Below are 19,167 nucleotides of genomic sequence, written 5' to 3'. Positions count from 1 at the left end.
CGGGGCCGAAACCTGTTGATCCGGGGCGGAGACACGCCGAGAATACCGCTATCGGACCCATCGGGACGCCCGCACATGTATATCGTCGGCTTCGTCATCCCCGTGCCGGAAGACAGGCTGGAGCATTACAGGCTCTGGTCGCGGCAGGCCGCGGCACTTCTCATGGAATACGGATGCCTTGAAATCGTGGAGGCATGGGAAGACCACGTGCCGGTGGGAAAGCATACCGATTTTCGCCGCGCCGTCCGGGCGAGACCCGAGGAGAAAATCGTCTTCTCATGGCAAAAATGGCCGGACAGGGCCAGCGTGGACGCGGTCGAGAAAGCGATGTCCGAAGACCCGCGCTTCGATCCGCCGGGCGGCGCCCCGTTCGATCAGAAACGTCTTATCATGGGCTGCTTCGCGCCGATCCTCTCCACCGCCTCCGACAGGGCGTAAGACGCCGCGGCGGGCAGACCGGCCTACCTGCCGCGCCTTCGCGACGGCCCTGCGGAAGATGACACCGGCAGCTTTGTTTCGGGGCCTTGCACAGCGCGCGGGCGGCGCATAGCGTCTGGCCCATGATCCATGATTTCCTCATCATCGGCGGCGGCATCGCGGGCGTGTCCACCGGCGCGGAGCTCAGCCGCCTCGGCTCCGTCCTGCTCCTGGAGGCCGAAGACGCGCTGGCCTATCACGCCTCGGGCCGCTCCGCCGCGCTGTTCGAGGCGCATTATGGCCATCCGGTCACGATCGAGCTGAACAAGGCATCCCATGCGTTTCACATGACCGCCAATGGCGGTGTCCTGTCGCCGCGCGGGCTGATGTTCGTCGCCAGCGCCACCCAGGCCGACAGCTTCGCGCAGGATGTGGCGCTGATGCATCTGGACGAGATCAGCCCGGATGACGCCCGCGCGATGGTTCCGATCCTGAACCCCTCCCATCTGGCGATGGCCGCCTATCACGATGCCGCATGGGATATCGACACGGATCGGCTGCTGCAGAACTACGTGCGCGCGATCCGCGACAATCAGGGCGAGATCCGGAATGGCGCGAAGGTCACCGGGATCACCCGCGCCTCCGGGCTCTGGCAGGTCACTGCCACCGGCCAGACCCACGAGGCGCGGGTGCTGGTCAATGCCGCGGGCGCATGGGCCGATCACATTGCCGCACTGGCCGGGGTGCATCCGCTTGGTCTCAAGCCCCTTCGCCGGTCCATGGCGCGGATGCCCGCCCCCGGCGGGCATGACGTGCGCCGCTGGCCCATGGTGATCGGCTCGGGCGAAAGCTGGTACGCGAAACCCGACGCGGGTGCGTGGCTCGTTTCCCCCGCCGAAGAGGACCCCGCCGAACCCCATGACGCCTGGGCCGATGATCTGGTGCTGGCCGAGGGGATCGCGCGCTACCAGCCCTTCGTCACCGAAGAGGTGACCCGCATCACCGCCACATGGGCGGGGCTGAGAACCTTCGCGCCCGATCGCTGTCTGGTTCTGGGCCCGGCCCCGGACGCGCCCGATTTCGTCTGGGTCGCCGGACAGGGCGGATACGGGTTTCAGACCGCGCCCGCCGCGGCGCGGCTGGTGGGCGACCTGCTGTCCGGCCGCACGCCGGAACTTGCGCCCGACACCGTGGCCCGCCTTGGCCCGGCCCGGTTCGCATGAGCCCGCGCAGGCTCGATCTTCCCGATGCACCCGGCCCGGCGCCCGACGGCGCCCTGTCCGCCCCGTCCGCCCTGCGCAACCGCGCGGCGATCCTGTCGGTCCTGACCCGGATCGCGCCCCCGGCGGGCCGGGCGCTGGAAATCGCCTCCGGCACCGGGGAACATGTGGTGGCCTTCGCCCCGGCCCTGCCCGGGCTGATCTGGCAACCGAGCGACCCGGACCCGGCCCGCCGCGCCTCCATCGCCGCATGGTCGGCCCGGCACCCGGCGCCGAACCTGCTGCCGCCGATTGCGCTGGACGCCTGCAAACCGGGCTGGGCCGCAACGCAAGAGCCGGCCGATCTGATCGTTCTGGTCAACCTGATCCATCTGATTTCGGATGCCGAAACCACCATTCTTATAGATGAAATCGGTAAGGCCTTGGCCCCCGGCGGCATCCTCGCGCTCTACGGTCCGTTCCTGCGGGATGGGGAGGCGACCTCCGACGGCGACGCCCGGTTTCACGCCAGCCTGCGCGCCCAGGATCCGGCCATCGGCTACAAGGATGTGGTGGATATCGCCGCGGCCCTGAACCGGCACGGCCTGTCTCTGTTCGAAACGGTGAAACTGCCCGCCAACAACCTGATGCTCTGCGCGGAACGGCGCATTTGATGTCGATCAAAGTGCAGCGCGCGATCACCCCGTAACGCGCCGGGAAACATCTGAAAAAAGGGACAGACGATGAACTGGATGGAAAAGAACGCGGCCATGCGGCGCGACCTTCAGGCGTTGAACGGCGCGGCACCCGACACGCTCAAGGGCTTCGGCGCGCTGTCCAAGGCGGTCAAGACGGGCGGGGCGCTCGACCTCAAGACCAAGGAATTCGTGGCCCTCGGGATTTCGGTCGCGGACCGCTGCGAGCCCTGCATCGGCTTTCATGTGGAGGCGTTGATCTCCGCCGGTGCCAGCCGGGAGGAGATCGCCGATGTCCTCTCGATGGCGGTGCAGATGGGCGGCGGGCCGTCGCTGATGTATGCCGCCAAGGCGCTGGCCTGTTTCGACGAGTTGAGCGGCGCGACCCGGGCCGCGGACTGACCCCGCGGCTTGCCCGCTCCGCCGGCGCCTGCTATCAGACCCCCATCAACAGGAGTGCCCTGCCAGTGATCAAGACAGCCTGACCCCCGTTTTCCGGTCCTGAAACGGACCAAGGCTTTCTCGATCAGACGGAGCAGTCCATGCATCCCATCATCTATGACGTGGCGGTCTCCGCCGACGGCTTCATTGCCGGCCCGAATGCCGACATCTCGGCCTTTCCCCATCAGGGAACGGTCGTCGATGACTACGTGGCCCGCCTGCGGGGTTACAGCACGGTCCTGATGGGCCGGGCGACCTATGAATTCGGCTATGGGTTCGGGCTTCTGCCCGGGGCCAACCCCTATCCATGGGCGCGCAGCATCGTGGTGTCCTCGGGCCTCGCCCTGCCGGAAACCGCGGATGTGGAGATTTGGCGCGCGGCACCCGAAGGCGCGCTGCGGGCTTTGCGCGCGGCAAGCGCCGGGCCGATCTATCTCTGCGGCGGCGGCGTGCTGGCGGCGCATCTGCTGGCCATGGGCCAGATCGACCGCCTGCGGCTCAAACGCGCCCCGATCCTTCTGGGCGGCGGCGTGCCGCTTTTCGCCGCCATGGCGCGGCCCCCGGTGCTGACCCTGCGGGACCAGCGGGACCATGCCAATGGCCTGATCTATCAGGAATTCGCGCTGTCATAGCCAGTTGGCGCGCCGCGCGCCGCCTGCGGTCTATCCATCCATCCGGATCGCCGCGTTGCCGGGGTCATAGGGGCTGTCCTCCACCACCTCCGCCTGCCAGAGCCGGTTCAGCATCTTCACCTGAAGCTTCCGGCCCGTCACGGCCAGATCGGGCCGCACATAGCCCATCCCGATGGATTTGCCGAAGGCCACGGAATACCCGCCCGATGTCAGGCGGCCCACCTTGGTGTCGCCGTCATACAGCGCCTCCCGGCCCCAGGGGTCCGCATCCCCGGGCCCGTCGATCAGAAGCGTCACGCATCTGGAGCGGATGCCCAGCGCCGTCATCGCCTCCTTGCCGCGCAAGTCTTTCGACAGGTCCACGAACCGGTCCAGCCCGGCCTCCAGCGGCGTGGCGTCCCGGCCCAGTTCGGTCCCGAAGGCACGGTACGATTTCTCCTGCCGCAGCCAGTTCTGCGCCCGCGCGCCCACCAGCTTCATCCCATGGCCCGACCCCGCGGCAACCAGTTGATCCCACAGGTAATTCTGCATGTCGATAGGATGATGCAGCTCCCAGCCCAGCTCACCGGTATAGGCCACACGGATCGCGCGCACCGGGCACATGCCAAGCTCGATATTACGCATCGACAGCCACGGGAAACGCTTGTTGCCCAGCACCGTTTCGGGGTCCGCGTCCTTCACGATCTCGCGCAGCACATCGCGCGATTTCGGCCCGGCGATGGCGAACACGCCCCACTGGGTCGTGACATCTTCCTCGTTGATCCGCCCGAACCGATCCTCATTCGCCATGATCGCCTTGTAGAGGTAATCCTGATCGTAGGCGTGCCACGCACCCGCGCTCACGAGGTAATAATCATCCTCCGCGATCCGCACGATGGTATATTCCGTCCGCGTCGTCCCCGCATCGGTCAGCGCATAGGTCAGGTTGATCCGCCCGACCTTGGGCAGCTTGTTCGTGGTGAACCAATCCAGGAACGCCGTCGCCCCCGGGCCTGATATCCGGTGCTTGGCAAAGGCGGTCGCATCGATCAGGCCGACCCCCTCGCGGATCGCCTCAGCCTCGGCCTTGGCATAGTCCCACCAGCCCCCACGCCGGAACGACCGCGCGTCCTTGTCGAACGAAGACGGCGCATCCAGCGGTCCATAATAATTCGGCCGCTCGAACCCGTTCACACAGCCGAACTGCGCCCCCGCCGCCTTCTGCCGGTCATAGGCAGGCGCGGTCCGCAAAGGCCGGCAGGCCTCCCGCTCCTCATCGGGGTGATGCAGGATATAGACGTGATCGTAGCATTCCTCGTTCTTGCGCGCGGCATATTCGGTTGTCATCCAATCCTGCCCGTAGCGCTTGGGATCGAGGCTCGCCATATCGATCTCGGCCTCGCCGTCGACCATCATCTGCGCGAGGTAATAGCCCGTGCCACCCGCCGCCGTGATCCCGAAGCTGAACCCTTCCGCCAGCCACATATTCTCCAGCCCCGGCGCGGGGCCGACCAGCGGGTTCCCATCGGGCGTGTAGCAGATCGGGCCGTTGAAATCGTCCTTCAGACCGCTCTCCTCGCAGGACGGGATGCGGTGGATCATCGCCATGTACTGCGCTTCGATCCGCTCAAGATCCAGCGGGAAGAGATCCGCGCGGAAACTGTCCGGCACGCCATACTCGAACCGCGCCGGCGCGCCCTTCTCGTAGACGCCAAGGATCCAGCCGCCCCGTTCCTCGCGCACATAGCTCTGCGCATCCGCATCGCGGATCACCGGGTGTTCGGCACCGCCGTTCCTGCGATAGTCCAACAGCGCCGGGTCCTGATCCATGACGATGAACTGATGCTCCACCGGGATGGCCGGGATCTTGATGCCCAGCATCCGCGCAGTGCGCTGCGCATGGTTGCCGCTCGCCGTCACCACATGCTCAGCGGTGATCACCATTTGCTCGTCCGACGGCACCAGGTTCCCGCCCTTTTCCACCATCTTCGTGCAGGTGACCTCCCAGGCCTGACCGGTCCAGTGAAACCCGTCCGCCTGCCATTTCCGCTCGATCGCCACGCCGCGCTGGCGCGCGCCCTTCGCCATCGCCTGCGTCACGTCGGCGGGGTTAATATAGCCATCGGTATTGTGGTAGAGCGCACCTTTCAGATCGGCGGTTTCGATGAGCGGCCAGCGCGCCTTGATCTCGTCCGGGGTCAGCCATTCATAGGGAATGCCCACGGTCTCGGCGGTGGCGGCATAGAGCATGTATTCGTCCATCCGCTCCTGCGTCTGCGCCATCCGCAGGTTGCCCACCACCGCGAAGCCCGCATTCAGCCCCGTCTCCGCCTCCAGCGTCTTGTAGAACCGGACCGAGTAGTCGTGGATATGGGTGGTGGCGTAGGACATGTTGAAGAGCGGCAGAAGCCCCGCCGCATGCCAGGTGGAACCCGAGGTGAGCTCGTCGCGCTCCAGAAGCATCACATCGTCCCAACCGGCCCTGGCCAGATGATAGGCAATCGAGGTGCCGACAGCACCGCCGCCGACGACAAGGGCTTTGACTTGGGTTTTCATGGGCGCGGGCACTCCGGTCGGAAAGATCGTCCCATCTTCCATGCCAGAGCGCCGCGCGACAATCCTGCGCTATTCGACCTAAGCCCGCGCGAAAACGACATGCGCGCCCCTCCGCCCCCGCCGGGGTGCGCGCAAGAAACCTGCTGGCCTATCCCGGGATTTGGTTGTTCACTGCGGCCCATGTCACACAAACGCATCCTCTCCATCGGCGAATGCATGGTCGAACTGGCCGCAAGCGCGCCCGGCACCTACCGGCAGGGCTTCGCCGGCGATACGTTCAACACCGCCTGGCACATGCGCCGCGTGCTCCCCGCAAGCTGGGAGGTGGCGTATCTGACCTGCATCGGGACCGATCCGATGTCGGACCGGATGCTGGCCTTCATGGCCGAAAGCGGGATCGCGACCGATGCGGTCACCCGGCTGCCCCGCGCCACGCCCGGTCTTTACATGATCGACACCGATTCCAGCGGCGAGCGCAGCTTCACCTATTGGCGCAGCGCGTCGGCGGCGCGGCATCTGGCCGATGACCCCGATCAACTGGCCCGCGCCACGGACGGCGCCGATCTGATCTATGTCTCGGGCATCACCCTGGCGATCCTGTCGCCGCAGGCGCGGGACACGCTGCTGACGATCCTCGCTCAGGTCAAGGCGACCGGGCGGGATGTCGCCTTCGACAGCAATCTCCGCCCCGGCCTCTGGGAAACGCCCCGGATCATGCGCGAAACGCTGATGGCCGCCGCCGGCGCCGCCACGATTGCCCTGCCCACATGGCCCGACGAGGCCGCACTGTGCGACGATGCGAACGAAGAGGCCGTGATCGCCCGCTATCGCGGCGCGGGCGTGGCGGAGGTGGTGGTGAAAAGCGGGCCGGGCCCCGCGCGGATCGTGAGCGACCGGGGCACGTGGCAGGTCGCGCCCGCGGGCCGTGTCGCCCCGGTGGACACCACCGGGGCCGGGGACAGTTTCAACGCCGCCTACCTGGCCGCCCGGCTGACCGGCGCGCCCGAGCCGGAGGCCGCGCGCGCCGCCCATGCGCTTGCCGGCAAGGTCATCGGCGAGCGCGGCGCGCTTTGCGCGGTCTGAACGCCGGGCACCCCCGCTAGCTCCGCCGCCGCGCGACCTCCGCCAGCATCGCATCTGTGAACCAGCGCGCATCGGCTAGATCACCGAACAACGCCCGCAGCGACAGGATCGCCTCCGGCCCGGTCGCGGCCGCGGCCCGCAACGGCCCGGCCAGCGGATCCTCCACCGCGCCGTCCCGGGCCAGCACATAGGCGATCCAGCCCGCCACGCCCCGGCCCATCGCCGCCCATGGCCTGCCCGCCGCCTGCGCCTCCGCGATCGGGGCCAGCAGACGCTGCGGCAGTTTCTGGCTGCCATCCATGGCGATCTGCGCCGTTCGGTGATGCAGCGCCGGGTTGCGGAACCGCGCCTGCAACCGCGCCGCATAATCCGCCATATCGGCCGCAGGCAGGGGCAGCGTACCCGCCGCCTCCCGCATCACCTCGGCCACCAGCGCGGCCAGCTCCGCATCCTCCATCACGTCGGCGACCGTCTCGTGATGCCCAAGCTGGCCCAGATAGGCCAAGGTCGAATGGGCCCCGTTCAGCATCCTGAGCTTCATCTTTTCATAGGGCGCCACATCGTCCACGAACTCCACGCCCGCCGCCGCAAGATCGGGCCGCCCGGCGGGAAAGCGGTCCTCGATCACCCATTGGCAAAACGGCTCCGTCACCACGGGCCAGGCATCCTCCACCCCGGTCAGCGCCGCGATCTCGGCCAGATCCCCATCGCCCGTGGCGGGCACGATCCGGTCCACCATGCTTGCCGGAAAGGCCACCTCCGCGGCGATCCAGTCGGCCAGACCCGCGTCACGCTGCCGGGCGAACTGCGTCACGATCCGGGCCAGCGTCGCGCCATTGTCCGGCAGGTTGTCACAGCTCAGCACCGTAAAGGGCGCCACGCCCGCGGCCCGCCGCCGCCTGAGCGCCTCGACCAGCAGGCCGGGCACCGAACCGGGGCTCTCGGGCATCGCCAGATCGGCGGCAACCGCCGGATGTTCCAACGCCAGATCGCCCGCCCCGTCGCGGCAATACCCCTTTTCGGTCACCGTCAGGCTGACGATCCGGATCGCCGGGTCGCAAAGCGCCGCCAGAACGCCGCCCCCCGCCTCCGTGGCGACCAGAACATCCAGCACCGCGCCGATGATCCGCGCCCGCGTCCCCTCCCCATCCCGTATGGCCAGCGTGTAGAGCCCCGACTGCGGGGCCAGCGCATCACGCATATCGGGCCGACGCAGCGACACGCCGCGAATGCCCCAGTCGGGCATGGCGGCCAGACAGTCATCCACATAGACCGCCTGATGCGCCCGGTGGAAATTGCCCAAGCCCAGATGCACGATCCCCGGCGTCACCCGCGCGCGGTCATAGGCGGGCCGCGCCGCATTCCGCGTCTCGGCCAGGGTCCGGGGCGACAATCTCACAGCCGATACGCCTGCCGCGGCAGATCCACGGTCAGGGTCCGGGCGATCCCGAACGCCTCCGCCTCGCGCAGGCGTCCGTCATCCACCAGACGCGCCAGATAGGCGCAATCGACGCGCCGGGCCATGTCGTGCCGTGCCGGGATCGACGGAAAGGCGCGGGTGTCGTCATTGAAGCCGACGGTGTTGTAAAATCCCGCCGTCTCAGTCGTCATCTCGCGGAACCGGCGCATCCCCTCGGGGCTGTCATGGAACCACCATGCCGGCCCCAGCCGCAGGCAGGGATAGGCGCCTGCCAGCGGCGCCAGTTCGCGCGCATAGGCGCTTTCGTCCAGAGTGAACAGGATCACGGTCAGGTTCGGCTCCATCCCGACCGCGTTCAGCAGCGGGCGCAGGGCGGTGACATAATCGGTGCGCGTCGGGATATCGAAGCCCTTGTCGCGCCCGAACGCTCTGAAGACGCCCGCATTATGGTTGCGATAGCTGCCCGGATGGATCTGCATGACCATCCCGTCCTCGGCGCTCATCCGCGCCATTTCGGTCAGCATCTGCGCCCGGAACAGGCCTGCGTCCCCGGGTTCGGCCCGGCCCCGCCGGATCCGGTCATACAGCTCGGCGGCGTCGCTTGCGAACAGATCGGCGGTGTCCGCCGTCGGGTGGCCGTGATCCGTCGCCGTCGCGCCATGGGTACGGAACCGGGCGCGGCGGACGCGATGCGCCTCCAGATAGCCGGCATAGGTGTCGGTCTCGCCGCCGGTGATCTCCGCCAGCCGGTCCAGCGCCTCGGCAAAGCCTTCATGCTCCGGATCGGTCACCTGATCGGGCCGGTAGCTCGTGATCACCCGGCCGTCCCACCCGCTGTCGCGGATCGCGGCGTGGTGCTCCAGCGGGTCCAGCGCCCCTTCGGTGGTGGCCAGCACCTCGATCCCGAACCGCCCGAACAGCGCCCGGGGCCGGAACCCGTCCCGCGCCAGACAGGCGGCAATTTTGTCGTAGGTGGCATCCGCCGTCTCCGGGCCAGGCGGCGTCTCCAGCCCGAAAAGCATCTCGAAGGTGTAATCCAGCCATAGCCGGGTCGGCGTGCCCGCGAACAGATGGTACTGGCCCGCGAACCGCCGCCAGATGGCGCGCGGATCGGTCTCCACCGGCGCGCCGTCGCGCCGCGCCACGCCCATATCCTCCAGCCGCACGCCCTGGCTCACCAGCATCCTCAGCACGTAATGATCGGGCACGATCAACAGATTTGCGGGGTCCGAAAACGGCGCGTCGGTTGCAAACCATTCCGGGTCGCAATGGCCATGGGGGCTGATGATCGGCAGGTCCCGCACGGTGTCGTAAAGCGCGCGGGCCAGCCCGCTCCGTCCGATAATCAGATGATCCGCGCTCAGCTTGCCCATGCAGGCACCCTAGCCCCGTCGCCCGTCATGGCAAGGGGGCCTCTTGAGTGGAAACCAACCGGTCCCCACATGCGTTTTCACCCGGCTATATGGAGATCTGACGGATGGGATATCTGCGCACGGCGATGCTTCTGGCGGCGATGACGGCGCTTTTCGGCGGCGTCGGGCTGATGCTGGGCGGCCAGACCGGCCTGATCGTCGCCCTGATGCTGGCGGCCGCGATGAACCTCTTCGCGTGGTGGCGGTCGGACAAAATGGTCCTGCGGATGCACAACGCGCGCGAGGTCAGCGCGCAGACCGCGCCCGATCTGGTGGGGCTGGTCCACGAGCTGGCCGACAAGGCCGGGATGCCCCGCCCCAAGGTCTATCTGATAGACACCGATCAGCCGAACGCCTTCGCCACCGGCCGCAACCCCGAAAATGCCGCCGTCGCGGCCACCACCGGCCTGCTGCGGGGCCTGTCGCGCGAAGAGATCGCGGGCGTCATGGCCCATGAGCTTGCCCATATCCAGAACCGCGACACGCTGATCATGACCATCACCGCCACGCTGGCGGGCGCCATCGGCCTGCTTGCCAATTTCGCCTTCTTCTTTCGCGGCGGGCGGGACAATCCGCTTGGCATCGTCGGGCTTCTGGCGACGATGATCCTGGCGCCCCTCGCGGCGGCGCTGGTGCAGATGGCGATCAGCCGCGCGCGGGAATACGAGGCCGACAGGATCGGGGCGGAGATCTGCGGCCAGCCGCTCTGGCTCGCCTCGGCGCTGTCGAAAATCGCCACCTTCGCCCAGCGGATCGACATGAACACCGCCGAACGGAACCCGGCCACCGCGCATATGTTCATCATCAACCCGCTCCATGCCCACGCCCATGACCGGCTGTTCTCCACCCATCCGGACACGGCCAACCGAATTGCCAAGCTGCGGGAGATGGCGGGCGGAACAGGCGGGCCCTGGGCCTGAGGAGCGCGTGCGGCGGCCGCGCCTTACGCGCCGGCCGCGTCCGTATCGTCGGGGTCACGCTCGAAGCGCTCGATCTCCGGGAAAGCCGGCAGCCATGCCTCCCGCCGCACGGTCCAGCATTCATAATCCGGTTTCAGCCGGTCCGGCGCGTCAAGCGCGCCCAGATGCAGTTCGACCTCGTCGCCGCTGCGCGCGAAGACCGACCCGCCGCAGACGGGGCAGAAGAACCGCCCCCGATAATCTCGCGGGTCGCCCTCCACGGTCACCGCCTCCGACGGGAACATCGCGGCCGCGTAGAACAGCGCGCCGTGATGCTTGCGGCAGTCAAGGCAATGGCAGATCCCCACGCGGCGCGGCGGCCCCGACGCCACGATCCTGACCTTGCCGCAAAGACACCCGCCCGTGAACCGCTCCATCACACCACATCCTTCAATACGTCCCGGCCCGGACCCGCGCGACGCCGTCCGGAAGGACAACGCCGTTCCGTCACAGCATCGACGGCACGACCAGATCGGGCGGGCGGTGCCCGTCATCGAAGGTCTTGATGTTGATCAGCACCTTCTCCCCCATCTCGACGCGGCCCTCCAGCGTGGCCGAGCCCATATGCGGCAGGAGTACGACATTCTCCAATTCCCGCAGCCGGGGGTTCACCTCATGGCCGCGCTCGAACACGTCCAGCCCCGCCCCGCCCAGATCGCCCGCGCGCAGCATCCGGGTCAGCGCGTTTTCGTCGATCACCTCGCCGCGTGACGTGTTCACGATCACCGCGCCGGGCTTCATCAGTTTCAGACGCCGCGCATTCATCAGATGGAAGGTCGAGGGCGTGTGCGGGCAATTGATGCTCAGCACGTCGACCCGCGCCAGCATCTGGTCGAGGCTTTCCCAATAGGTCGCCTCCAGCGCGGTCTCGATATCCTCATGCAGCCGCCGGCGATTGTGGTAATGCACCTGCATGCCGAAGGCCGCCGCCCGGCGCGCCACCGCCTGCCCGATCCGGCCCATCCCCAGAATGCCCAGCCGCTTGCCGCCGATCCGGCTGCCCATATAGGCGGTCGGCGCCCACCCGGTCCAGCGCCCCTCCTGCATGACAGACAGCCCTTCGGGGATCCGCCGGGTCACCGCCAGCATCAGCGCGATGGTCATATCCGCCGTGTCGTCGGTCATCACGCCCGGCGTGTTGCTCACCAGAATGCCCCGCTGCCGGGCGGTGGACACGTCGATATGGTCCACACCCGCGCCGTAATTCGCGATCAGCTTCAGCCGGTTGCCCGCCTGACCCAGCATGCCCGCGTCGATATGGTCGGTCACGCAAGGCACCAGAACATCCGCCCGGGTCATGGCGGCGACCAGTTCGGCCTTGTCCATCTTGGTATCGGCCTCGCGCAGTTCCACATCGAACAACTCGCTCATCCGCGTTTCGACGACCTCGGGCAACCGTCGCGTTACGACAACACTCAGCTTCTGACCTGGCATCCCGGCAATCCCTTCGCTGGCATTTCTGCGCCTGCCGTGACACTCTCTGATCCAAGGCTGCGGCGCAAGATGCGGCCCGAAAACCGCGACAAAAACAGCAGTTGAGGCCGGCGCGACACCGGCCGGGACAATATGACAGGCACATCCCCGATGCGGACCATTTCCCGTATTGCCCTTCTCGCGACGGCGCTGGCCGTCGCAACGCCCGGTGTGGCGCAGGACACCGCGCCCACCCCCCGCCCCGAAGTCGAGATCACCGGCGTGATCGCCACCGCCACGCCGCGCACCGGCGCCGTCACCGGCTTTCCGATCCCGCGCTATGTGTCGCTCAAGGCGGGCGAGGCAAACGCCCGGCGCGGCCCGTCGCGCAGCCACCGGATCGACTGGGTCTTTCAACGCAGGAACATGCCGATGATGGTGGTGGCCGAATATGGCCACTGGCGCCGCGTGGTGGACCGCGACGGGGCCGGCGGCTGGATGCATTACTCGCTTCTGTCGGGCGTGCGCACCGCGATTGTCGAATCCGACATGCTCCAGATGCATCAGCGCCCCGATCCCGCCTCGCCCGTGCGCGCGCAGGCCGAGCTTGGCGTGGTCGCCCGGCTGGAGGAATGCAACGGCGAATGGTGCCGGATCAGCACCGGCGGGCATTGGGGCTGGGTTCCGGTCAGCGCCCTCTGGGGGGTCGAACCGGGCGAGATCGTCGACTGACGCGGCCCCGCCGCGCGCGCCCGGAATGCCCGGATCGGCCGCCCCTCGTCAGGCGTTCAGCAAGGCCGCCACCGATGCCGCCAGAAGCCTCAGCCGCTCATGGTATGTCTCGGTCGCGGCGCCGGGCTCCTTGACGCCGTAAAGCGCGCGCAGAACCATATCGGCCAGCGCGTCGGGGGCAACGCTGCCATCGCTCCCCAGACGGGTCTGGACCGCGCTGAAATACGTGGTCATCGCGGCGATGAACTTCGCATCGGCCTCGGCCGCGATATCGCAGGCCACCTCCAGCCCCGTCCCCATCAGTTCCGCCCCGTGGGGCGAGGCGAACACACGTTCCGTAAGCGGGCCGTTCTTTTCCAGAAAGGCCCGCAGCAAGGTTTCCGCCACATCGTCGCCGGGCACCAGCGCGGCCTGAAACCGCTCCACCGCCTCGGCGAACATCACCGCCGTGGCGGACCGGAACACATCGCGCTTGTTCCTGAAATGCAGATAGAGCGCGGCCCGCGACACGCCCGCCTGCTGCGCGATATCCTCCATCGACGTGCGCCGGAAGCCGTACAGCAGAAACGCCTCCATCGCGGCGTGGATCAGATGGGTGTGTTTTTCGTCAGGCATGGCCACAAACGTTATTGACATATATTGTATATTTTGTCAGTCATTGGCTGACATTTTCTGCCTAGACTGTCAGAGTTGTTCTGGCAAGACCAAGCCCCGGAAGGATGGCCGCGATGACAGACGCCACCGAAGACGGCCCCGCCGGCCCCCTTGTGCTGGTGACCGGCGCCAGCGGGTTCATCGCGCAGCATGTGATCCTGCAGTTGCTGCACAAAGGCTACCGCGTGCGCGGCACGCTGCGCAGGCTCGACAAGGCCCCGGATCTGCGCGCTGCCTTCGCCGCCCATACCGACCGCGCCGCCGGGCTCGACTTCGCCACCGTCGATCTCGGTGCCGATGACGGATGGGCCGGGGCGATGGAGGGCGTCAGCTTCGTGCAGCATGTGGCCTCCCCCTTTCCGCCGAACCAGCCGAAGGATCCGGACGAGCTGATCGCGCCGGCCCGCGACGGCGCCCTGCGCGCCTTGCGGTTTGCCCGCGCCGCCGGGGTGAAGCGGGTGGTGCTCACCTCTTCGATGGCCGCCGTCGCCTATGGCCACGGGCCGGACCGGCCCGCGATGGCCGATGAAACGCTCTGGTCGAACCCCGACAATCTCGCGGACAACACCGCCTATACGCGCTCCAAGACCATTGCCGAGCGCGCCGCCTGGGCATTCATGGACAGCGATGGCGGCCCGATGGAACTGGCCACCATCAACCCCTCCGCCGTGCTCGGCCCGCTGGTCGGGCGCGACGGATCCGCCTCGCTTGAACTGGTGACGCAGCTTCTGACCGGCAAGGTCCCCGCCTATCCCGATTTCGGCTTCGAGATCGTGGATGTGCGCGACGTGGCCGCGGCGCATCTTCTGGCGATGGAACGCCCCAAAGCGGCAGGGGAGCGGTTTCTGGTCACCGCCGATTACATGATGTTCCGCGAGATCGGCGACGTCTTGAAGGCGACCCTGCCGGACCGCGCCCGCAAGATCCCGTCGCGGAACCTGCCAAGCTGGCTATTCCGGCTTCTGGCCACGGTCACGCCCGCCATGCAGCAGGTGATCCCGGAACTTGGCGTGCGCCGCCGGGTCAGCGCCGACAAGGCGCACCGGATGCTGGGCTGGAGCGCCCGGCCCCCGGCCGAAAGCATCAGGGATTGCGCCCGCGACCTGATCGGCAAGGGGCTGGTCTGATACGCGGCCCACGGCGGAGGGACGGCCCCGGTCCGGCGGCAAATTGATATACGATTGTTATACCTGCGCCACCGCCGCGCCTCAGGCGACCTTGTCCAGACCCCGCCCCTTCAGAAGCGCCTCCACCCCCGGCATCCGCCCCCGAAAGGCCGTGTAAAGCGCATCCGCCTCCCGGCTTCCGCCGGCGGAAAGGATATGCGTTTCAAGGAGTTTCGCGGTCTCGGCATCGAAGGGGTCGCCCGCCTCCTCGAACGCCTCGAACGCGTCGGCATCCATCACCTCGGACCACATGTAGCTGTAATAGCCCGAAGAATAGCCGTCGCCCGCGAAAACATGGGCGAAATGGGGCGTCGCGTGGCGCATTCCGATGGCGTGCGGCATGCCGATCCGCGCCAGCGTTTCGGCCTGCGCGGCCATCGGATCGGACGGCGCCGGACCATGGTGAAAATCCAGATCGACAAGAGCCGAAGCGACATACTCCACCGTCTGGAACCCCATGTCATAGGTCTGCGCCGCCAGAAGCCGGTCCAGAAGCTGCTTCGGCATCGGCTCCCCGGTGCGTGCATGTTTTGCATGTTTTTCAAGAACTTCCGGCACTTCCAGCCAGTGCTCGTAGAGCTGGCTGGGCAGCTCCACGAAATCCCGTGCAACCGAGGTGCCCGAGATCGAGCCATAGGTCACGTCGCTCAGCATCTGGTGCAGCGCATGCCCGAACTCATGAAACAGCGTCCGCGCATCGTCATAGGACAGAAGCGCCGGATCGCCCTTGGCGAAGTTGCAGACATTCATCACGATCGGCCGGGTCTCCCCGCCCAGCTTCTTCTGGGACCGCATCGCCGAACACCACGCGCCGGAGCGTTTGGAGCTGCGCGCGAAGTAATCCCCGATGAAAACGGCCAGATGTTCGCCGTTTCGCGTAACCTCCCAGGCCCGCGCGTCGGCATGGTAAAGCGTGACGTCGAGCGGTGAAAACTCCAGCCCGAACAGACGGTTGGCGCAATCGAACGCCGCGTCGATCATCGCGTCGAGCTGCAGATACGGCTTCAGCGCCGCCTCGTCGAGATCATGCTCCGCCTTGCGCCGCTTTTCGGAGTAATAGCGCCAGTCCCAGGGTTCCAGATCCACGTTCACCCCGTCCGCGTGCATCATCGCGGTCAGCTTTTCGGCATCCGCGTCGGCCTGAGCCTTCGCCGGCTCCCAGACCTGCATCAGCAGATCGCGCACCGCGCCGGGGTGTTTGGCCATTTCGGTTTCCAGCTTGAAATCCGCGAATGTGTCATAGCCGAGCAGCCCGGCCCGCTCCTCGCGCAGGCGCAATGTCTCGCGCGCGATCTCGCGATTGTCGGTCTCGCCGCCATTGGCCCCGCGCGCGGTCCAGGCCTTGTAGGCGATCTCGCGCAGATCGCGCCGCGGCGAGAATTGCAGGAACGGCACGATGATCGACCGCGACAGGGTCACCACCGGGCCGTCCACGCCCTTTTCCTCGCCCGCGGCGCGCGCGGCGGCGATAGCGAAGTCCGGCAGCCCTTCAAGATCGGCCTCGTCCAGTTCCATGAACCAGTCACGCTCGTCCGCCAGCAGGTTCTGCATGAAGCTGGTGCCCAGAACCGCCAGACGGCTCTTCACCTCGGTCAGCCGCTCCGACGCCGCCCCTTCCAAGGCGGCCCCCGCGCGGGTGAAACTGCGATGGGTCAGCATCAGAACCCGCGCCTGCTCAGCCGTCAGATTCAGGGTGTCGCGGGTCTCCCACAGCGTCTTGATCCGCTGCCAGAGCGCGCGATTGTTGGTGATCTCCGAGTAATAGGCGGAAAATCTCGGGGCATAATCGCGCTGCAACGCCTCGCGCGCGGGGGTCGCATCGGCCCCGACGAGGTTTAAGAACACGCCCGCAACCCGGTCCAGCGTCTCATCGGCCAGTTCCATCGCCTCGATCGTGTTGGCGAATGTGGGGGGCTCGGGGTTTTCCGCAATCGCCTCATAGGCCGCGCGGCCCGCATCCAGCGCCGCATCCAGCGCGGGGGCGAAATCCTCGTCCCGGATCGCCTCGAACGGCGGCAGTTCGAAAGGCGTGGTCCAGTCTTGCAAGAGCGGGTTGGTCATGGGCGGGTCTCCTTTGTTCCAGAAGGTAAGGATACGCGCCCGACATGCCAGACCCGTTCTGCCCCGAACCGCGGATATCCGCCATGTCCCGGGGTTTCGTGCCCCTCATATCCCGCAGGCAGGCCGCTCGCCGGACGCATCGGCCGGGGCCTGCGCTACTCCACCGTGACCGTGATCACCTCGCTGACCACGGGCGGGTTGTGCGGCACATGCCCGTGATCGCCCAGAACCAGTTGCAGCGTGTGATCGCCGGGCGGCAGTTCCAGCGTCATCTGTGTCTGGCCGCCCCCGAAATGCCGGTGGTTTTCATCCGTCGGCAGGGCAAGCTCGAACTCCTCCTCGCCGAAGAATCCTTCGCCAAGCGGCGGGCGGTTCACCAGCAGATGGTGGTGGCCGGTATTGTCCACCTCGGTGCCGGCCGGCGCCACACCCATCCCGCGCAGCCCGAAATAGATCGTCAGCGGGCTGCTGACCGTGTCGCCGTCTTCCAGACCGATGAAGTACAACTCCGTGCCCTCCGCCGAGGGCGTGTCCTGCGCCAAGGCAGGCGCGGCCATGACCAGGGCCGCCGCGAACAGAAGTGACCGCATGTGACATCCTCCTCCTCTGTCGTCATGTGACCTTGGGGAAGATAGCGCGGCCGCCGCTCAAGTCCCGCGATCCTGCCCCTGCCGCATATAGCGTTCCAGCCGCCGCAGCCCCATCGACAGCGTGATGGTCATCGTCAGGTAGATCAGCGCCACAACGTTGTAGGTTTCGAAATAGCGGAAATTGCTGGCCGCGGTGACCTTGCCCAGTTGCGTGATGTCCAGCACGCCCAGAACCGAGACAAGGCTGGAATCCTTCACCATGGCGACGAAGTCGTTGCCAAGCGGCGGCAGGATCGTGCGGATCGCCTGCGGAAAGATGATGAAGCGGAAGCGCAGCCAACGGCCCATGCCCAGGGCTTCGGCGGCTTCGATCTGGCCGCGGTCCACCGATTGCAGACCGGCGCGGAACACCTCGGCGATGAAAGCGGAATAACCGATGGCCAGCGCGATGATCGCGCGCCAGAGCAGTGGAAAATCACGGGTGCGGATCGCTTCGGCACCCACCAGTTCGGCCACCCAGTTATACGACGCCACCAGCGCGGGGGCGAAGACGAAGGCCACATAGAGCAGCAGGACGATGATCGGGATGCCGCGAATGATCTCCACATAGAACCGCGCCATCTGGCGCAGGATCAGGCTCCGCGACAGGCTGGCGATCGCCAGCAGCATTCCCATCGACGCAGCCATGGCAAACCCGACCAGCGTGACGAAAATCGTGATCAGGATACCCTGACGCAGCGTGTCGAGGACCTGCAGATAGACCGCGTCGGTCAGCACCTGCCACAGCGCATAGATCCCGAGACCCACGATCGCCACCAGCCACCAGGGGAAATCGCGATCCGGCGGCGCGGACGGCATCATGTGCGGGACGGGCCCCGGCCCGAACGGGCCAGGGCGGAAAATCGCGGCATCGGGAACGCCTTACTGGCCGAGCGAGTATTCTACGAACCAGCGCTGGTTGAGCATGTCCAGCGTCCCGTCGGCCCGCATCGAGGCGATGGCCGCATTGATCGGCGCCACCAGATCGGAGCCGTTGGGGAAGATGAAGCCGAACTCTTCGGTGCCAAGCGGCTCGCCCACCATTTTCAGCCGCTCGGGATTGGCGTTGACATAGGCCTCGCCGCCGGCGCTGTCGCTCAGCACCATGTCCACATCATCGCTGAGCAGGGCCTGAACCGCCGCCGGGATGGTTTCCAGAAGCACGATCCGCGGATTGGCTTCATTGCCGTCCAGCACTTCGTAAACCCCCACGTAGAAGGGGGTAATCCCGGCCTGCGTGCCAAGCAGCAGGTCGTCATCGGCGGCGAATTCCTCGGCGGTGGCGAACCGGTCCTCGTTGGCGCGGACCAGCATCCGCATCTGGCTGACCATGTAAGGGTCCGAGAAATCCACCAGTTCGTCCCGGTCCTCCCGGATGGTGATGCCCGTCATGCCTATATCGTACTGGGCCTCGGACACCGCCGGGATCATCGCGTCCCAGCTGATGTTCTCGTAGACGACATTGATGTTCAACCGCTCGGCGATGATCTCCATCGCGTCATACTCCCAGCCGATCGCCTCCCCCGACGCGGGATCGACGAATTGCAGCGGCGGATAGGCGTTTTCGGTCACCACCACCACCTCGCGCCCGTCAAGATCCGGCAGATCCTGGGCAGCGGCAATCGTGGCGGTGGCGGCCAGAAGGGCCGTGGCGGCAAGCAGATGTTTCATGGGGTCAGGTACTCCCTGTTGGTTATGGCGGTTGAGTATGGCGAGCCG

19 protein-coding genes are annotated in these 19,167 nt (G+C 66.9%); 9 read left to right on the top strand and 10 right to left on the bottom strand.

Going from position 1 to position 19,167, the window contains the following annotated elements; all coding sequences use genetic code 11:
- Positions 1–75: 75 nt before the first annotated feature.
- From ACQ651_RS19830 to ACQ651_RS19810, 5 genes are all read left to right on the top strand, one after another.
- Positions 76–438, top strand: coding sequence for a DUF1428 domain-containing protein (locus tag ACQ651_RS19830; protein ID WP_375550671.1), 363 nt, complete (start codon positions 76–78; stop codon positions 436–438).
- Between the two features lie 122 nt (positions 439–560).
- Entirely contained in the window at positions 561–1,640 is a 1,080-nt protein-coding gene (locus tag ACQ651_RS19825) for an NAD(P)/FAD-dependent oxidoreductase (RefSeq protein ID WP_430450252.1), read from the top strand.
- A complete protein-coding gene (locus ACQ651_RS19820) occupies positions 1,637–2,290 on the top strand; it encodes a DUF938 domain-containing protein (protein ID WP_430450251.1) in 654 nt (217 codons plus the stop codon). The genes ACQ651_RS19825 and ACQ651_RS19820 overlap by 4 nt, the downstream gene beginning before the upstream one ends.
- A gap of 69 nt (positions 2,291–2,359) precedes the next feature.
- Positions 2,360–2,713: a carboxymuconolactone decarboxylase family protein gene (locus tag ACQ651_RS19815; RefSeq protein WP_430450250.1), complete on the top strand. Its 354-nt coding sequence runs from the start codon at positions 2,360–2,362 to the stop codon at positions 2,711–2,713.
- A 140-nt stretch (positions 2,714–2,853) separates the two neighbouring features.
- Entirely contained in the window at positions 2,854–3,384 is a 531-nt protein-coding gene (locus ACQ651_RS19810; protein ID WP_430450249.1) for a dihydrofolate reductase family protein, read from the top strand.
- Positions 3,385–3,414: 30 nt separating this feature from the next.
- Here the strand turns inward: ACQ651_RS19810 and ACQ651_RS19805 are convergent, their stop codons facing one another.
- Positions 3,415–5,919 (bottom strand): GcvT family protein, encoded by a 2,505-nt coding sequence (locus ACQ651_RS19805; RefSeq protein WP_430450248.1) that lies wholly within the window; start codon positions 5,917–5,919, stop codon positions 3,415–3,417.
- Positions 5,920–6,099: 180 nt separating this feature from the next.
- Between ACQ651_RS19805 and ACQ651_RS19800 the strand changes: the two genes are divergently transcribed.
- Positions 6,100–7,002, top strand: coding sequence for a sugar kinase (locus ACQ651_RS19800; protein ID WP_430450247.1), 903 nt, complete (start codon positions 6,100–6,102; stop codon positions 7,000–7,002).
- A gap of 16 nt (positions 7,003–7,018) precedes the next feature.
- On the opposite strand, the gene ACQ651_RS19795 is transcribed toward ACQ651_RS19800, so the two are convergent.
- The gene (locus ACQ651_RS19795; protein ID WP_430450246.1) at positions 7,019–8,401 is read right to left on the bottom strand and encodes a mannitol dehydrogenase family protein; all 1,383 of its coding nucleotides are present in this window, start codon (positions 8,399–8,401) and stop codon (positions 7,019–7,021) included.
- Positions 8,398–9,795, bottom strand: a complete 1,398-nt coding sequence (gene uxaC, locus ACQ651_RS19790; RefSeq protein ID WP_430450245.1) for a glucuronate isomerase — start codon at positions 9,793–9,795, stop codon at positions 8,398–8,400. Before uxaC ends, ACQ651_RS19795 begins: the two co-directional genes overlap by 4 nt.
- Positions 9,796–9,899: 104 nt before the next feature.
- On the opposite strand from uxaC, the gene htpX reads away from it, so the two are divergent.
- Entirely contained in the window at positions 9,900–10,754 is an 855-nt protein-coding gene (gene htpX, locus ACQ651_RS19785) for a zinc metalloprotease HtpX (protein WP_227284497.1), read from the top strand.
- 23 nt (positions 10,755–10,777) lie between these two features.
- Here htpX and ACQ651_RS19780 read toward each other — a convergent pair whose 3' ends face one another.
- Positions 10,778–11,170: a GFA family protein gene (locus ACQ651_RS19780; RefSeq protein ID WP_430450244.1), complete on the bottom strand. Its 393-nt coding sequence runs from the start codon at positions 11,168–11,170 to the stop codon at positions 10,778–10,780.
- A gap of 70 nt (positions 11,171–11,240) precedes the next feature.
- Positions 11,241–12,227 (bottom strand): 2-hydroxyacid dehydrogenase, encoded by a 987-nt coding sequence (locus tag ACQ651_RS19775; protein WP_430450243.1) that lies wholly within the window; start codon positions 12,225–12,227, stop codon positions 11,241–11,243.
- Positions 12,228–12,377: 150 nt separating this feature from the next.
- Here ACQ651_RS19775 and ACQ651_RS19770 point away from each other — a divergent pair, with 150 nt between their 5' ends.
- Positions 12,378–12,938, top strand: coding sequence for an SH3 domain-containing protein (locus ACQ651_RS19770; RefSeq protein ID WP_430450242.1), 561 nt, complete (start codon positions 12,378–12,380; stop codon positions 12,936–12,938).
- A 48-nt stretch (positions 12,939–12,986) separates the two neighbouring features.
- Here the strand turns inward: ACQ651_RS19770 and ACQ651_RS19765 are convergent, their stop codons facing one another.
- Entirely contained in the window at positions 12,987–13,553 is a 567-nt protein-coding gene (locus ACQ651_RS19765; RefSeq protein WP_430450241.1) for a TetR/AcrR family transcriptional regulator, read from the bottom strand.
- Between the two features lie 113 nt (positions 13,554–13,666).
- Here ACQ651_RS19765 and ACQ651_RS19760 point away from each other — a divergent pair, with 113 nt between their 5' ends.
- On the top strand, positions 13,667–14,719 hold the full coding sequence (locus ACQ651_RS19760) for an SDR family oxidoreductase (RefSeq protein WP_430450240.1): 1,053 nt from the start codon (positions 13,667–13,669) through the stop codon (positions 14,717–14,719).
- Positions 14,720–14,800: 81 nt separating this feature from the next.
- Here ACQ651_RS19760 and ACQ651_RS19755 read toward each other — a convergent pair whose 3' ends face one another.
- From ACQ651_RS19755 to ACQ651_RS19740, 4 genes are all read right to left on the bottom strand, one after another.
- Entirely contained in the window at positions 14,801–16,819 is a 2,019-nt protein-coding gene (locus tag ACQ651_RS19755) for a M3 family metallopeptidase (RefSeq protein ID WP_430450239.1), read from the bottom strand.
- Positions 16,820–16,974: 155 nt separating this feature from the next.
- Positions 16,975–17,409 carry a DUF4399 domain-containing protein gene (locus ACQ651_RS19750; RefSeq protein ID WP_227284504.1) on the bottom strand — a complete coding sequence of 145 codons (435 nt, stop codon included), beginning with the start codon at positions 17,407–17,409 and terminating at the stop codon, positions 16,975–16,977.
- A gap of 57 nt (positions 17,410–17,466) precedes the next feature.
- Complete coding sequence (locus tag ACQ651_RS19745; protein ID WP_227284505.1) at positions 17,467–18,270, bottom strand: amino acid ABC transporter permease; 804 nt, start codon at positions 18,268–18,270, stop codon at positions 17,467–17,469.
- 60 nt (positions 18,271–18,330) lie between these two features.
- Positions 18,331–19,119, bottom strand: a complete 789-nt coding sequence (locus tag ACQ651_RS19740) for a transporter substrate-binding domain-containing protein (RefSeq protein WP_375550685.1) — start codon at positions 19,117–19,119, stop codon at positions 18,331–18,333.
- Positions 19,120–19,167: the final 48 nt, after the last annotated feature.

Source organism: Rhodophyticola sp., assembly GCF_965284195.1.
In the GTDB taxonomy this organism is placed as follows: domain Bacteria; phylum Pseudomonadota; class Alphaproteobacteria; order Rhodobacterales; family Rhodobacteraceae; genus Rhodophyticola.
The sequence above is the reverse complement of the archived record's forward strand: the minus strand, read 5'-3'. Positions and strand labels throughout refer to the sequence as shown.